Annotated in this window: 16 protein-coding genes; 7 read left to right on the forward strand and 9 right to left on the reverse strand. The window is 57.4% G+C overall.

Annotation, left to right across the window (positions count from 1 at the left end; all coding sequences use genetic code 11):
- Nucleotides 1-3 precede the first annotated feature (3 nt).
- Genes trpD through AAEZ06_RS11825 form a run of 3 tightly spaced genes read left to right on the forward strand, consistent with a single transcriptional unit; the run spans nt 4 to nt 2,584 of the window.
- On the forward strand, nt 4-1,053 hold the full coding sequence (gene trpD / locus AAEZ06_RS11815; RefSeq protein ID WP_149414405.1) for an anthranilate phosphoribosyltransferase: 1,050 nt from the start codon (nt 4-6) through the stop codon (nt 1,051-1,053).
- Nucleotides 1,050-1,886: an indole-3-glycerol phosphate synthase TrpC gene (gene trpC, locus AAEZ06_RS11820; protein WP_149414406.1), complete on the forward strand. Its 837-nt coding sequence runs from the start codon at nt 1,050-1,052 to the stop codon at nt 1,884-1,886. The genes trpD and trpC overlap by 4 nt, the downstream gene beginning before the upstream one ends.
- A 2-nt stretch (nt 1,887-1,888) precedes the next feature.
- Complete coding sequence (locus AAEZ06_RS11825; protein WP_149414407.1) at nt 1,889-2,584, forward strand: lipoate--protein ligase family protein; 696 nt, start codon at nt 1,889-1,891, stop codon at nt 2,582-2,584.
- Here the strand turns inward: AAEZ06_RS11825 and crp are convergent.
- Nucleotides 2,581-3,225: a cAMP-activated global transcriptional regulator CRP gene (gene crp, locus AAEZ06_RS11830; protein ID WP_149414408.1), complete on the reverse strand. Its 645-nt coding sequence runs from the start codon at nt 3,223-3,225 to the stop codon at nt 2,581-2,583. The genes AAEZ06_RS11825 and crp overlap by 4 nt on opposite strands.
- A 249-nt stretch (nt 3,226-3,474) precedes the next feature.
- On the opposite strand from crp, the gene AAEZ06_RS11835 reads away from it, so the two are divergent.
- Nucleotides 3,475-3,897: an OsmC family protein gene (locus AAEZ06_RS11835; protein WP_005792019.1), complete on the forward strand. Its 423-nt coding sequence runs from the start codon at nt 3,475-3,477 to the stop codon at nt 3,895-3,897.
- A 106-nt stretch (nt 3,898-4,003) separates the two neighbouring features.
- Here the strand turns inward: AAEZ06_RS11835 and coq7 are convergent, their stop codons facing one another.
- The 6 genes from coq7 to hemJ all read right to left on the reverse strand — a co-directional run bounded on the left by coq7 (nt 4,004) and on the right by hemJ (nt 8,530).
- The gene (coq7, locus tag AAEZ06_RS11840; RefSeq protein ID WP_133102252.1) at nt 4,004-4,651 is read right to left on the reverse strand and encodes a 2-polyprenyl-3-methyl-6-methoxy-1,4-benzoquinone monooxygenase; all 648 of its coding nucleotides are present in this window, start codon (nt 4,649-4,651) and stop codon (nt 4,004-4,006) included.
- Between the two features lie 117 nt (nt 4,652-4,768).
- A complete protein-coding gene (locus AAEZ06_RS11845; RefSeq protein ID WP_149414409.1) occupies nt 4,769-5,107 on the reverse strand; it encodes a histidine triad nucleotide-binding protein in 339 nt (112 codons plus the stop codon).
- Between the two features lie 84 nt (nt 5,108-5,191).
- Entirely contained in the window at nt 5,192-5,980 is a 789-nt protein-coding gene (locus AAEZ06_RS11850) for an SDR family NAD(P)-dependent oxidoreductase (RefSeq protein ID WP_149414410.1), read from the reverse strand.
- Between the two features lie 63 nt (nt 5,981-6,043).
- On the reverse strand, nt 6,044-7,009 hold the full coding sequence (locus AAEZ06_RS11855; protein WP_350614396.1) for a DUF805 domain-containing protein: 966 nt from the start codon (nt 7,007-7,009) through the stop codon (nt 6,044-6,046).
- 87 nt (nt 7,010-7,096) lie between these two features.
- Nucleotides 7,097-8,065 carry an NAD(P)H-dependent flavin oxidoreductase gene (locus AAEZ06_RS11860; protein WP_149414412.1) on the reverse strand — a complete coding sequence of 323 codons (969 nt, stop codon included), beginning with the start codon at nt 8,063-8,065 and terminating at the stop codon, nt 7,097-7,099.
- 36 nt (nt 8,066-8,101) lie between these two features.
- On the reverse strand, nt 8,102-8,530 hold the full coding sequence (gene hemJ / locus AAEZ06_RS11865) for a protoporphyrinogen oxidase HemJ (RefSeq protein WP_149414413.1): 429 nt from the start codon (nt 8,528-8,530) through the stop codon (nt 8,102-8,104).
- Nucleotides 8,531-8,666: 136 nt separating this feature from the next.
- On the opposite strand from hemJ, the gene argC reads away from it, so the two are divergent.
- Together argC and erpA are read left to right on the forward strand one after the other, a co-directional pair.
- Nucleotides 8,667-9,701, forward strand: a complete 1,035-nt coding sequence (gene argC, locus AAEZ06_RS11870) for an N-acetyl-gamma-glutamyl-phosphate reductase (RefSeq protein WP_149414414.1) — start codon at nt 8,667-8,669, stop codon at nt 9,699-9,701.
- 152 nt (nt 9,702-9,853) lie between these two features.
- Complete coding sequence (gene erpA / locus AAEZ06_RS11875; protein WP_084379622.1) at nt 9,854-10,204, forward strand: iron-sulfur cluster insertion protein ErpA; 351 nt, start codon at nt 9,854-9,856, stop codon at nt 10,202-10,204.
- A 68-nt stretch (nt 10,205-10,272) separates the two neighbouring features.
- Here erpA and AAEZ06_RS11880 read toward each other — a convergent pair whose 3' ends face one another.
- Both AAEZ06_RS11880 and AAEZ06_RS11885 read right to left on the reverse strand, forming a co-directional pair.
- Nucleotides 10,273-11,364, reverse strand: coding sequence for an anhydro-N-acetylmuramic acid kinase (locus tag AAEZ06_RS11880; RefSeq protein WP_149414415.1), 1,092 nt, complete (start codon nt 11,362-11,364; stop codon nt 10,273-10,275).
- 3 nt (nt 11,365-11,367) lie between these two features.
- Nucleotides 11,368-12,786 (reverse strand): peptidoglycan DD-metalloendopeptidase family protein, encoded by a 1,419-nt coding sequence (locus AAEZ06_RS11885; RefSeq protein WP_149414416.1) that lies wholly within the window; start codon nt 12,784-12,786, stop codon nt 11,368-11,370.
- A 212-nt stretch (nt 12,787-12,998) separates the two neighbouring features.
- On the opposite strand from AAEZ06_RS11885, the gene tyrS reads away from it, so the two are divergent.
- Nucleotides 12,999-14,198: a tyrosine--tRNA ligase gene (gene tyrS / locus AAEZ06_RS11890; RefSeq protein ID WP_149414417.1), complete on the forward strand. Its 1,200-nt coding sequence runs from the start codon at nt 12,999-13,001 to the stop codon at nt 14,196-14,198.
- The last annotated feature ends 90 nt before the right edge of the window (nt 14,199-14,288 follow it).

Genomic DNA, 14,288 nt, shown 5'->3' on the forward strand with positions numbered 1-14,288 from the left:
TTCATGGATATCAAGACTGCACTGAACCGTATCGTCGGCCATCTGGACCTGAGCACCGCCGAGATGAGCGATGTCATGCGCGAAATCATGACCGGTCAATGCACCGATGCGCAGATCGGCGCCTTCATGATGGCCATGCGTATGAAGAGCGAGAGCATCGACGAAATCGTCGGCGCCGTCTCGGTCATGCGTGAGTTGGCGGACAAGGTCGAACTCAAGACCCTCGACGGCGTGGTCGACGTGGTCGGCACCGGTGGCGACGGTGCGAACATTTTCAACGTGTCGACGGCTGCCTCTTTTGTCGTGGCGGCTGCCGGTTGCACCGTGGCCAAGCACGGTAACCGTGCGGTATCAGGCAAAAGCGGCAGCGCCGATTTGCTGGAAGCCGCAGGGATCTACCTGAACCTGACGCCGGTGCAAGTGGCGCGCTGCATCGATAATGTCGGCATTGGCTTCATGTTCGCTCAGTCCCATCATGGGGCGATGAAGTACGCTGCCGGTCCGCGTAAGGACCTCGGCTTGCGTACCCTGTTCAACATGCTCGGCCCGCTTACGAATCCGGCTGGCGTGAAACATCAGGTGGTAGGTGTGTTTAGCCAGGCGCTGTGCCGGCCACTGGTCGAAGTCTTGCAGCGCATGGGCAGCAAACATGTGCTGGTGGTGCACTCCAAGGATGGCCTGGACGAATTTAGCCTGGCGGCACCGACCTTCGTGGCAGAGCTGAAGAATGATCAGGTCACCGAATATTGGGTCGAACCTGAAGACTTGGGCATGAAGAGCCAGAGCTTGCACGGCCTGGCGGTGGAAAGCCCGGCCGCCTCCCTTGAGTTGATTCTCGATGCCTTGGGCCGCCGAAAAACCGAAAATGGCCAGAAAGCTGCGGAAATGATCATCCTGAATGCTGGCGCGGCACTTTACGCTGCCGACCACGCCTATAGTCTTAAGGAAGGCGTCGCCTTGGCCCACGATGCTTTGCATACGGGCCTGGCTCGCGAGAAGCTCGAAGAACTGGGAGCATTCACGGCCGTGTTCAAAATGGAGAATGAAGGATGAGTGTTCCGACCGTTCTGGAAAATATCCTGGCCCGCAAGGCAGAAGAGGTGGCCGAGCGTCGTGCCCGTGTCAGCCTGGCCGAGCTGGAAGGCTTGGCGAAAAGCGCCGATGCACCACGCGGCTTCGCCGATGCCCTGATCAAGCAGGCCAAGGCCAAGCAGCCGGCCGTCATTGCTGAAATCAAAAAGGCTTCGCCGAGCAAAGGGGTGATTCGCGAGATCTTCATTCCTGAAGACATCGCCAAGAGTTATGAAAAGGGCGGCGCGACATGCCTCTCCGTGTTGACCGATATCGACTATTTCCAGGGCTGTGATCTTTACCTCCAGCAAGCGCGGGCAGCCTGCACGCTGCCGGTGATCCGCAAGGACTTCATGGTCGACCCGTATCAAATCATTGAAGCCCGCGCGCTGGGCGCCGATTGCGTGCTGTTGATCGTCTCCGCATTGGATGACGTGAAGATGGCAGAGCTGGCCGCCGTGGCCAAAAGCGTAGGCCTAGATGTACTGGTGGAAGTTCACGACGGTGACGAGCTGGAGCGTGCGCTGAAAACCCTCGATACACCGCTGGTGGGGGTTAACAATCGCAACCTGCACACATTCGAAGTCAGTCTGGAAAACACCCTCGACCTGCTGCCGCGCATTCCTCGCGATCGCCTGGTGATCACCGAGAGTGGCATCGTCAACCGAGCAGATGTTGAATTGATGGAAATCAGCGGCGTGTATTCGTTCCTGGTGGGCGAAACCTTCATGCGTGCCGAAAATCCGGGGGCTGAACTGCAGCGCTTGTTCTTCCCTGAACGTGGTGTGGCAATCAGCGGCTCGACGCTGGATTGATGATGATCAAGCCCGTTGCAATGACGGTCGAGGCGGGCCTTGCGGCTGAACAGGATTTGCTGGCCGCCGTTTGCGCGGGCGAGCAGTCCTTTGGGCTGCTGTTTTGGCAGCCCAATGACCAAGCGTTGGTCATGCCTCGTCGGCTGAGTCGGCTCCCCGCGTTTGAAGTCGCCAGCCAAGTCTCGGCGGCCCACGGTTGGCCCGTCTTGCTGCGCGAGACAGGCGGTGAACCGGTGCCGCAATCGGCGGCCACCGTCAATATTGCACTAGTCTATGCACCGCCCCGCAGCGAAGGTGACCAAGGCCGAATCGAAACCGGGTATCAACGGTTGTGCCAGCCTATCTGCGACCTGCTCATCGAGTTGGGTGGCGATGCATCGGTGGGCGAAATCGACGGGGCTTTTTGCGACGGGCGCTACAACGTCAACCTCGACGGCCGCAAAATGGTCGGCACCGCACAGCGCTGGCGGCAAAGCGGTGGTCGTCCGGTAGGCTTGGTGCATGGCGCGTTGCTGTTGGATAACGACCGCGATGCGTTGATCGCGGCGGTCAACCGCTTCAACGAAGCCTGTGGGTTGGAGCAGCGTGTTCGCGTCGAAAGCCATATTGCCTTGCACGAAGCTTTCCCCGCCCCCGATGCAATTAGCCGGCTCAACGCGTTGTACCGGCAAATGCTCGGTCAGTTCCTGCCGGTTTAGCGGGTACCGAACACCACCATGGTCTTGCCTTTGACATGAACCAGGTTGCGCTCTTCCAGATCCTTGAGCACCCGACCGACCATCTCCCGTGAACAACCGACAATACGTCCGATTTCCTGCCGAGTGACTTTGATTTGCATGCCGTCTGGGTGGGTCATCGCGTCAGGTTGTTTGCACAATTCCAATAAGCAGCGCGCCACTCTACCCGTGACATCAAAGAATGCCAGGTCACCGACCTTGCGGGTTGTATCACGCAAGCGCTGAGCGATCTGGCCACTCAGGGCGTACAGGATGTCCGGATCTTGCTGGGCCAATTCGCGAAATTTCGTATAGCTGATCTCTGCTACTTCGCACTCGATCTTGGCCCGCACCCAGGCGCTGCGCTCCTGTTCTTTTCCGGCTTGTTCAAACAGCCCCAGTTCACCAAAGAAATCACCGATATTAAGGTAGGCGATGATCATTTCACGGCCATCGTCATCCTCGATCAGGATGGTGACAGAGCCTTTGATGATGAAGAACAGCGTTTCCGAGCGCTCCCCTGCACAGATGATGTTGTGCTTGGCCGGATAGCGCCGACGCTGACAATGCATCAACAGTTTGTCGAGGTTCTTGATTTTGGGTGTGGGAGTAATAGCAACCATGGTTGTATCCCGAAAAGACTGCACGGTGTGGTCGGACTTGTATTTTTTATCGAGCGCTATCAATGGCTGTGCAAACATCCATTGGATGGCAATGCGCCATTGATTTGGCGCCAGCTTAACAGACACATTCTGACTCGATTAGGGAATTTAACTATCAAACCCTGCAGTTGATCGTTTTCATGGGAAACACTGCCGCCCCAAGGCCCTGTGCTAAGCTGGCGACCCTTTTTTAGCAGTGGAGTCTGGGCGATGAAGGCACGCATCCAATGGGCGGGCGAAGCGATGTTCCTCGGTGAGTCGGGCAGTGGCCATGTCGTGGTCATGGACGGCCCTCCTGAAGCTGGCGGTCGCAACCTGGGCGTACGGCCGATGGAAATGCTCTTGTTGGGTGTCGGCGGTTGCAGCAATTTCGATGTGGTCAGCATCCTGAAGAAGTCCCGCCAAGCGGTGGAAAGCTGTGAGGCTTTTCTTGAGGCGGAGCGCGCCACCGAAGACCCCAAGGTGTTTACCAAGATCCATATGCACTTCGTGGTCAAGGGCCGGGCGCTGAAAGAAGCCCAGGTCAAACGTGCCATTGAGCTGTCGGCTGAAAAGTATTGCTCGGCCTCGATCATGCTGGGTGCGGCAGGTGTGGCCATTACTCATGATTACGAGATCATTGAGCTGGGTTGATCGATAGATTGGTGTCTAGTCCTGAAATAGGGTTACACCTATTTCAACCAGGCAAAAAGAAGGGCGCTTAAAAAGCGCCCTTTCTGCTTTGTTTAGAAGCAAGTTATCAGATGCGGTAAGTACTCTTGGTCATTACCTTGGCCAGCAGGCTCATGCCGAACTTCACCGGTGCCGGAAAACGGAAGCCGCCAGCATCCAGCGCACTTTCGGCATGGTGTTCTTCGTCAATACGCATCTGCTCAAGAATCGCCCGGGACTTCTCGTCTTCGGGTGGCAGTTGCTCCAGGTGCTCATTGAGGTGCTTGCAGACCTGATGCTCAGTTGCCGCCACAAAGCCGAGGCTGACCTTGTCGCTGATCAGCCCGGCAACGGCGCCGATGCCAAACGACAAACCATAAAACAGCGGGTTCAACACGCTCGGGTGGCTGCCCAGTTGGCGAATGCGTTGCTCGCACCAGGCTAGGTGGTCGATTTCTTCCTCGGCAGCATGCTCCATGGCGGCGCGTACTTGCGGCAGTTTGGCGGTCAGGGCCTGGCCCTGGTACAGCGCCTGGGCACAGACTTCGCCGGTATGGTTGATGCGCATCAGGCCCGCGACATGGCGAGTATCGGTCTCGCTCATTTGCGCTTCGGGTTGCACGATGGCGGGCGAGGGGCGGTACGGTTGGCCGCTGAACGGCAACAACGTGCGCATTGCCGTATCGGCTTGCAGCAACAGACGGTCAATCGGCGAGTAGTGACGTTGGGTAGTCATGCTGACCTCCGGGAAGAATCTCGGCGGCCAGTTTACCGCAATTAGAGGGGGAAGCGTTTGCGTTGGGTCAAGGCTGTAAGGTCGCAGCCAGCGGTTACGACTCGAACGAGCGGTCACTCAGCCCGGGGGCCAATTCATCTGACGCTGACCCAGTACATGCATATGGATGTGGTAAACGGTTTGCCCACCCATCGGGTTACAGTTCATCACCACGCGGAAACCCTCTTCGCAGCCCAGCTCCAGGGCCAAGCGCTGGGCGGTGAACAAAATATGTCCGGCCAGTGCCTTATCTTCCTCGGTGAGGTCGTTAAGGGTGCGGATCGGCTTTTTCGGAATCACGAGAAAATGCACCGGTGCCGCTGGAGCGATGTCGTGGAAGGCCAGGACCTGGTCATCCTCGTAGATGATCTTCGCGGGTATTTCTCTGTTGATGATCTTGGTGAACAGAGTATCCACAGCTGTTTCTCCGTAGTGAAAGTGCAGGCTGAGTGTACTCAGGCGATCTGCATGCGCCCAGCCCTTTGCGTGTGTCGATTACGGTCAGCGCGGGCAGTAGGCCTTATTGATGGCACCGGCGATTTTGCGAGTCAGCCAGCGTGGGCTCAAGCGAGGGCTGAATGCCAGCCAGCGATTCCGACGACCGGGGATGATGATGGCTTTGTTTTTTTCGAGTGCGCGTACGGTATACAGCGCGACCTCTTCCGGACTCATTAGCTGTTGGCTGTTGTCCAATTTGACGGTATCCAGTTGCGCGGTACGGAAAAACGCGGTTCGCGTGGGGCCGGGGCAGAGCACCGAGACTTTTACTGCGCAGGTCTTCAGTTCTTCCCGCAGGCCTTCGGAAAAGTGCAACACATAGGCTTTGCTGGCGTAGTAGCTGCTCATCCACGGGCCGGGTTGGAACGCGGCGACTGAGGCGACGTTGAGGATTTGTCCGCCACCCTGCAGGGCCATTGAGTTGCCCAAGGCATGGCAGAGTCGGGTCAGGGCCAGGATATTGACCTCCAGCAGATCTTGTTCGGTCATCCAGTCCTGGGCCAGGAACGGGCCACACGTGCCGATGCCGGCGCAGTTGACCAGCAAATCGATCTGTCGCTCGCCTTCTTCAAGCTCCAGCAGAAACCCGGACAGGCGCAAGGGCTCGCCAAGGTCGCAGGCACGGAACAGCACTTCGACGCCAAAGCGTTGAGTCAACTCGATTGCGATACTTTCCAACTGATCACGCTGGCGGGCCACCAGAATCAAGCTGCGGCCACGGCGGGCCAATGCTTCGGCCAAGGCCAGGCCAATGCCGCTGGAGGCACCGGTGATCAGAGCGTAACGGGTCATGCGTTTCTCCATCGCAACGCCGCCTAGCCTGAGACAAAGGCATCACAGGCGTCGGGCGTTTCTTCATTCTTCAGGAGAGTCTACAGGTTCGGCTGCGTCGACAGCACTCTGCACATCGTCTTGCTCAACGATGACGCTTTGATCGGCATCTTCATCAGTGGCCATGGAGCTGCTTTCGTAGGAGCTATCCACAGTGCCTTCAAATTCATCCAGCATGCCGCTCAGGCCGGGTATCAATAGTGCGACGAAGATCAACGGAATTAGCGCCAGCCATAGAACAGAGAGCACTTTGACCGAAGTGCTGTTGGGCGGTGGCGGTGCGCCATATTGGTTGGCGCCGGTGTTGCCCGGCAACACCATTAATAGAATAGGGAAAACACTGCCCACGAAGGGCACCAGGTTGAGGAACCACAACCAGCCGGACCAGCCTAGGTCATGCAAGCGCTGCACGGTAATCTGCACGCTGACCCAGATAAACGCGACGCCAAAAGCGATCCCCACCAGGGTGCCAATGACGATAGCCGCTGTCGAAGACGCCGCAGCGATACCCAAACCTATGGTAAAGGCCACGCCGGTCACGGCGAGCATCGCCAGCGTCAGCACCAGGGTCCAGGCCAGGAAGCGCAATCGGCCAATACGTCCATTGACGGTAAAGACTTTCAGGGTGGCGAACTCTGGCAGTTTTTCACCTACGGCGGCTCGTGGCGGCGCGTAAGGTGATGCTGCCGGACGACTGTAATCGGTTGAGCTGCTGGAGTCGGTCTCGAGAGTCTCGGCCAGGCTGAAGGCCACTGGCTGTTCGGCTTCGATGCGTGCATCGATGCCAGTTTTGGTCAGTGCTTCAAGGTAGGTTTGGGCGTTAGCTTGAGTTAGGTCGCGCTTGAGGGCGACAGGGCGTCCGGTAAACAGCTTCTCGATGGACTCGACATCACTTTTGAACAGGTCGGCGAGGTTCAGCTTAGCTGTGCTGACTTCGACACCCGGCAGCAGTGCGCCATCAAACACAATCTTGAAGCGGTTATCGCTCATGCGGGCATCCTTGTCACTTGAGTTAGGTGGGTGTTGCAGGGGCGTGTAACGCCGGCCTCAATCAGCAGGCGATACATTACCGCTAGATCAGCGCGGCCAACGCGTTGGCAGTTGTGCTGCGTGCTCAAGCGCCTTGCGGTATTCGGCATCCAGGCGGGCAATGAGTTCATCTACGCTGGGTAGATCATTAATCTCACCGACGCCCTGGCCGGCGGACCATACAGTTTTCCAGGCCTTGGCCTCGTCACTCAATGGCTTGAGTTTGGAGCCGAAATTGACTTCGCCCTTGCCTTGTAGTGCGGCGAGGTCGAAGCCGGCGTTTTCCAGGCTTTGGCGCATAAAGCTCGCCGGCACGCCCGAGACGGCAGGAGTGTGCACTATGTCGGCGGCGCGCGATGTGAGCAGCATATCTTTATAAGCCTCCGGGGCATGGCTTTCGGTGGTGCCGATGAATCGGGTGCCGAAATAGGCCAGGTCTGCACCGAGCAACTGCGCAGCGAGAATCTCGTGCCCGTGGTTCAGGCAGCCGGCCAGCAGCAGGGTTTTATCGAAAAATTGGCGTATTTCGGCAATCAACGAGAAGGGGCTCCAGGTGCCGGCATGGCCACCGGCGCCGGCCGCGACGGCGATAAGGCCATCAACACCGGCCTCTGCGGCTTTTTCCGCGTGGCGCCGGGTGGTGACATCATGGAATACCAGGCCGCCGTAGCTATGCACGGCGTCCACCAACTCTTTCACCGCGCCCAGGCTGGTGATGATGATCGGCACCTTGTGCTCGACGCAAATCGCCAAGTCGGCTTCAAGGCGCGGGTTGCTGTTGTGCACGATCAGATTGACTGCATAGGGCGCCGGGTTTTCCAACAGCGCCAAGCCTGCTTCGATTTCTTCCAGCCAGGCCTTGAAGCCGCTGCTTTCCCGTTGGTTGAGTGCCGGGAAGCTCCCGACCACACCGTTACGACAGCAGGCTAATACCAGTTGCGGGTTGGAAATCAGGAACATCGGCGCAGCCACCACGGGCAGGCGCAGACGTTGTTCAAGCAAAGCGGGCAGCGACATTGGAAGTACCCCGGATTAAGTGCGGCTGATTAGAAGTTAGAACGGCTTTACGACGACTAAAATTACAATAGCCAGCAATATCAGAACTGGCACTTCATTGAACCAGCGATAAAAGACATGGCTGCGGGTGTTTTCGCCACGGGCGAAACGTTTCACCTGTGCGCCGCACATATGGTGGTAGCCGATCAAGATCACTACCAAGGTCAGCTTGGCATGCATCCAGCCGCCTTGGCTGAATACGCTGGGGTTGAGGCTGATCAGCCAGATGCCGAACACCAGCGTGGCGATCATCGCCGGCAGCATGATGCCTTTGTACAACTTGCGCTCCATGACACAGAAGCGTTCCTTGCTGACGGTGTCTTCGCTTTGTGCGTGGTAGACAAACAGGCGGGGTAGATAAAACAGCCCGGCAAACCAGCAGACGATGCTGACGATATGAAAGACTTTGAGCCATAGATAAAGCATTTTTAGTTATTCCCAGGTTCACGGTAACTGGAGATAATAGAGGTTAGAGCGTGCGTACGTCACCTTGGCGGTTGTCGCAGAACGATACGGACCCTATTATCGACGGCTTTCCAGTGGGTTCGTTGAGGGCAGGTTTATGGTCAAGGTCGGTATCGTCGGCGGCACGGGTTACACCGGTGTCGAATTGCTGCGTCTGTTGGCTCAGCATCCGCAAGCTGAGGTGGTGGTTATCACTTCTCGATCCGAGGCCGGCCTGGCCGTTGCCGATATGTACCCGAACCTGCGAGGCCACTACGACGGTCTGGCGTTCAGTGTTCCGGACATCAAGGCCCTGGGCGCCTGCGATGTGGTGTTTTTCGCCACGCCCCATGGGGTTGCCCATGCCCTGGCGGGTGAGTTGCTGGCCGCTGGCACCAAGGTTATCGACCTGTCTGCGGACTTCCGTCTGCAGGATGCCGATGAGTGGGCCAAGTGGTACGGGCAGCCTCACGGTGCTCCAGAGCTGCTTGAAGAGGCCGTTTATGGGCTGCCGGAAGTCAATCGCGAGCAGATCAAGCAGGCGCGTCTGATTGCTGTGCCGGGTTGCTATCCGACCGCTACGCAGTTGGGCTTCCTGCCGTTGTTGGAAGCAGGTTTGGCAGATGCCTCGCGGTTGATTGCTGACTGCAAGTCGGGCGTCAGCGGTGCCGGTCGTGGCGCTGCGGTAGGTTCGCTGTACTCTGAGACGTCGGAGAGCATGAAGGCCTACGCGGTCAAAGGGCATCGCCATTTACCGGAAATTCGCCAAGGCTTGCGTCGTGCTGCTGGCAAGGACGTCGGTCTGACTTTCGTCCCGCATTTGACTCCGATGATTCGTGGGATTCACTCCACGTTGTACGCGACCGTTGTGGATCGCTCGGTAGACCTGCAAGCACTGTTTGAAAAGCGCTACGCGAACGAGCCGTTCGTCGATGTGATGCCCGCGGGCAGCCATCCGGAAACACGCAGCGTACGTGGAGCCAATGTTTGTCGTATCGCGGTACATCGCCCGCAGGATGGTGATTTGGTAGTGGTCCTGTCAGTCATTGATAACCTGGTCAAAGGCGCGTCGGGGCAGGCGGTGCAGAACATGAACATTCTGTTTGGCCTGGATGAGAAGCTGGGCTTATCCCACGCGGGTATGCTGCCTTAAGGCAGCTACAAGCTTCAAGTTGTAAGCCGCAAGCTTGGAGCTAATGGCTTGAAGCTTGCCACGGCCCCCATAATAGTTGACCGTTTTTCTAGGAGAAGCGGATAATGGTCGCCATCACGCATATGGCGGCGCTACGCCGGGAGATAATCAGCATGAGCGTTGAATCCTTCACCCCCACGGTTTTGCAATTCACCCACGGTGCTGCGCACAAGGTGAAGAGCCTGGTCGATGAAGAGGGTAATGATCGCTTGAAGCTGCGCGTATTTGTTACGGGCGGCGGTTGTTCAGGGTTTCAGTACGGTTTCACTTTCGATGAAGATGTGGCCGATGATGACACCATCGTCGAGCGCGAGGGCGTAAGCCTGGTCGTCGACCCTATGAGCTTCCAGTACTTGGCAGGCGCCGAGGTGGATTACCAGGAAGGTCTGGAAGGCTCACGTTTCGTGATCAAGAACCCGAATGCGACCACAACTTGTGGTTGTGGGTCTTCGTTCTCGATCTGATCGCTAGCGGATTGGGCAAAGCGCCGCTTGGTTCTAATGGAGCCAAGCGGCGTTTTGCTATCTGGGGCTCAGGCAGGGTAGATCGCGCCGAGTACTCGCAGCCCCCGGGCGCCTGTGACGCTTGGGCGGTTGGCGGCGATGCCTTCAAGACAACAGTGGGCCAGCCAGGCGAAGGCCATGGCTTCGACCCAGTCAGGATCTACGCCGCAAGTGGCGGTGCTGCTGACGTGTGTGTCGGGTAGCCGCGCGCGCAAGCGGCTCATCAGTGCGCCGTTGTGGGCGCCGCCGCCGCACACCAGCAGGGTTTCGGTCCGCAATTGGGCGGCTTGCAGCGACTCGACGATGGTCTGGGCGGTCAGTTCAAGCAGTGTGGCTTGAACGTCCTCAGCGGCGAACTCGGGTAGTCGACGGAGATGGTGTTCCAGCCAGCCAAGGTTGAACACTTCGCGCCCGGTACTTTTCGGGCCTTGTGTCAGGAAGAAGGGGTCGCTCAGCAAAGCCTTGAGCAGTAGCGGCTCAATGTTTCCGCTGGCAGCCCATTGGCCGTTACGGTCAAAGTTCTCACCTCGCTGCTGATGAATCCAGGCATCAAGCAAGACATTGCCAGGGCCGCAGTCAAATCCGGCGACAGGCTTGCCGGTCTCGATCAGGCTCAGGTTACTGAAGCCACCCACATTTAATACTGCGCGGTTGCCGTTGTGCTCGCTGAAGAGCGCCTCATGAAAAGCAGGCACCAACGGCGCACCTTGGCCGCCTGCGGCAACATCGCGACTGCGAAAGTCACTGACGACAGTGATGCCGGTCAATTCGGTCAGCAGCGCTGGGTTGCCGATCTGCACCGTAAACCCGCGAGCGGGTTCATGACGAATGGTCTGCCCGTGGCTGCCGATCGCGCGAATGTGCTGGGGAGTGAGTTTCTGTTGTTCCAGTAATGCATGAATGCCTTGGGCTGCGAGCGTTACCCAGTTCTGTTGGGCAATGGCTGCGCGGGCAATTTCGTCCGGGCCGCTGGCGCAAAGGCCAAGCAGCTCGGTACGCAGGGATTCGGGCATTGGAATGTAGTGGGTGGAGATCAACCTGATCGCCGGGCCTTGCTCGATCAGCGCAATGTCCAGGCCATCAAGGCTGGTCCCGGACATCACGCCTATATAGAGCGGCATGGCTCAGCGCTTCGCCGAGGCCAGCATGGTGGCCCGTTCCTGGTCCATGCGTGCCATTAGTGGCTGGCTCTGCTGCAGGAAGCGTGAGCGCTCTGCTTTGGCGATTGGATCGGCCATCGGCAGCTTTTGGCCCAGTGGGTCGACATGTACGCCGTTGACCTGGAATTCATAATGCAAATGCGGGCCGGTAGACAGGCCGGTGGTGCCGATGTAGCCGATTACCTGGCCTTGTTTGACGTTACCGCCAGTCTTGACGCCTTTGGCAAAGCCCTGCATGTGGCCGTAAAGCGTGCGATAGGCATTGCCGTGCTGGATGATCACGGTATTGCCATAGCCGCCGCGACGACCAGCCAGCAACACCTTGCCGTCTCCGGCTGCCTTGATCGGTGTGCCGCGAGGTGCCGCGTAGTCCACACCTTTGTGGGCGCGGATTTTGTTCAGAATTGGATGCTTGCGGCCCATGGAGAAACGCGAGCTAATACGGGCGAAGTCAACCGGGGTGCGGATGAAAGCCTTGCGCATACTGTTGCCATCGGCGGTGTAGTAGCTGTTATTGCCTTGTTTGTTGGTGTAGCGCACGGCGGTGTAGGTCTTGCCACGGTTGGTGAACCGCGCCGAAAGGATATTGCCCGTGCCGACGACCTTGCCGTTGGCGACCTTTTGTTCGTAGATCACGTCGAACTCATCGCCTTGGCGAATATCCTGGGCGAAGTCGATGTCGTAGCCAAACACGCTGGCCATGTCCATGGTCATGCTGTGGGACAGGCCGGCGCGAGCAGCGGACTGTGACAGCGAGCTGTTGATAACACCGTGGATATAGGCGGAGCGCACCACGGGTTTGGTGGTGGTACGGTTGAAGGCGAAGCCTTTGGCTCCCTTGGTCAGGGTGATGCTTTCAAGGTCGCTGATACTGCTGTGCAGGTTATTCAGTTGGCCGTCGGGAGTCAGCTCGAATTCAAGCTTCTGGCCGTGTTTGAGCTGGGTGAACTGCTTGGCTTGCTTGTCGCTGGCCAGCACTTCATTAACCGTTGACGCCGGGAGGCCGACCTTTTCGAACAGCGTTGACAGCGTGTCGCCTTTGGCAACAATCACTTCGCGGTGTTCTGGGCCCTTCGCTACCTCTGGGGCGGTAGCTGGAGTCGCCTGGGCTGTTCCCTTGGTGTCGTCAGTGCTGTTTTCAATCTGCGCAAATGGCGATTCAACAGCGCCATTTGTGGCTTGTTGTGCGTCAGAAGCGTCTTGATCTTGTGTCTGTTGCTCAATCGGACTGTCTAAGTCGAGACTCAAGGTTGTTCGTTTGGCTTCTACGTCACTGGAAGGGAATACCAGGAGTGCCAAGCTTAGAAGGGCGGCGATACCACTTGCGGCGAGCAGGTGGGTCTTCGGGTAAAGCGGCGGCGCTTTAGACGGTTCAGTGGTCATAGGTGATTTTTGACTTTGAAAAAGTGAATTGGAAAAGATGACTGACATGATGAAGATGAAATAACTGTATAAAATATAACCAAATCATCTGTGACGCAAGCCTACGAACGCCGGGGTAGTGGAATGGTGTCCGTACGCAGGGCAAAACTTGTATTTAGTCCCTGATCTTGTATGGTTGGTTCCCTTTTGAATCTGAGCCTTACGGGTCTGTTATGAAGTCGGTTGAAGAGCAGCTAGCGCTGATCAAACGTGGTGCGGAAGAACTGTTGGTCGAAGCCGAGCTGATCGAAAAGCTCAAGCGTGGTCAGCCCCTTCGTATTAAAGCTGGCTTCGATCCGACTGCGCCGGATCTGCACCTGGGCCATACCGTGCTTATTAATAAGCTGCGCCAGTTCCAGGAGCTGGGGCATCAGGTGATCTTCCTTATAGGTGACTTCACTGGGATGATCGGTGATCCCAGTGGCAAGAGTGCCACGCGTCCGGCCCTGACCCGTGAACAGGTTCTCGATAATGCAGAGACCTATAAGACGCAGGTCTTCAAGATTCTTGATCCGGCCAAGACTGAGGTGGCTTTCAACTCCACCTGGATGGATCAGATGGGGCCGGCGGATTTCATTCGCCTGACGTCCCAATACACTGTTGCTCGAATGCTTGAGCGCGATGACTTCGATAAGCGTTACTCCACCAATCAGCCAATTGCTATCCATGAGTTCCTTTATCCGCTGGTTCAGGGTTACGACTCCGTGGCCTTGCGCGCTGATGTCGAGCTGGGTGGTACTGATCAGAAGTTCAACCTGCTGATGGGGCGTGAGCTGCAGCGTGCCTATGGGCAAGAAGCTCAATGCATTCTGACCATGCCTTTGCTGGAGGGGTTGGATGGTGTCAAGAAGATGTCCAAGTCCTTGGGCAACTATGTAGGCATTCAGGAGGCGCCGGGCGTTATGTATGGCAAGCTGGTTTCCATTCCGGATGCGCTCATGTGGCGTTACTTCGAGCTGCTGAGCTTCCGTTCGATGGAAGAGATCAGTGCGCTGCGTGCTGATGTAGAGGCAGGGGCCAATCCTCGTGATGTGAAAATCAAGCTGGCGGAAGAAATCGTTGCGCGCTTCCATGGTGAGGAAGCTGCGGCCAGTGCTCATCGTGCTGCGGGCAACCGTATGAAGGATGGCGAGCTGCCGGACGATCTGCCTGAGGTTGAGTTGACTGCTGCTGAAGCGATGCCAATTGCGGCTGTGCTTAATAAGGCGGGCCTGGTGAAGAACTCTGCAGTAGCGCGGGACCTTCTGGGTTCTGGCGGTGTGCGTATAGATGGTGAGGTTGTAGATCGCACCTTTATATACGAGCTGGGCGCTACCCATGTTTGCCAGGCTGGCAAGAAGGCATTTGCGCGCATTACGCTCAAATTCGAATAAGTTTGAAATTAAGGGTTGACGGCAGATCCTGGAAGTCTATAATTCGCCCACTTCCGGCGCAGTCGAAACGGAAAACTCCTTGGTAAACAA

It is taken from the genome of Pseudomonas sp. HY7a-MNA-CIBAN-0227, assembly GCF_040310325.1.
Classification (GTDB): domain Bacteria; phylum Pseudomonadota; class Gammaproteobacteria; order Pseudomonadales; family Pseudomonadaceae; genus Aquipseudomonas.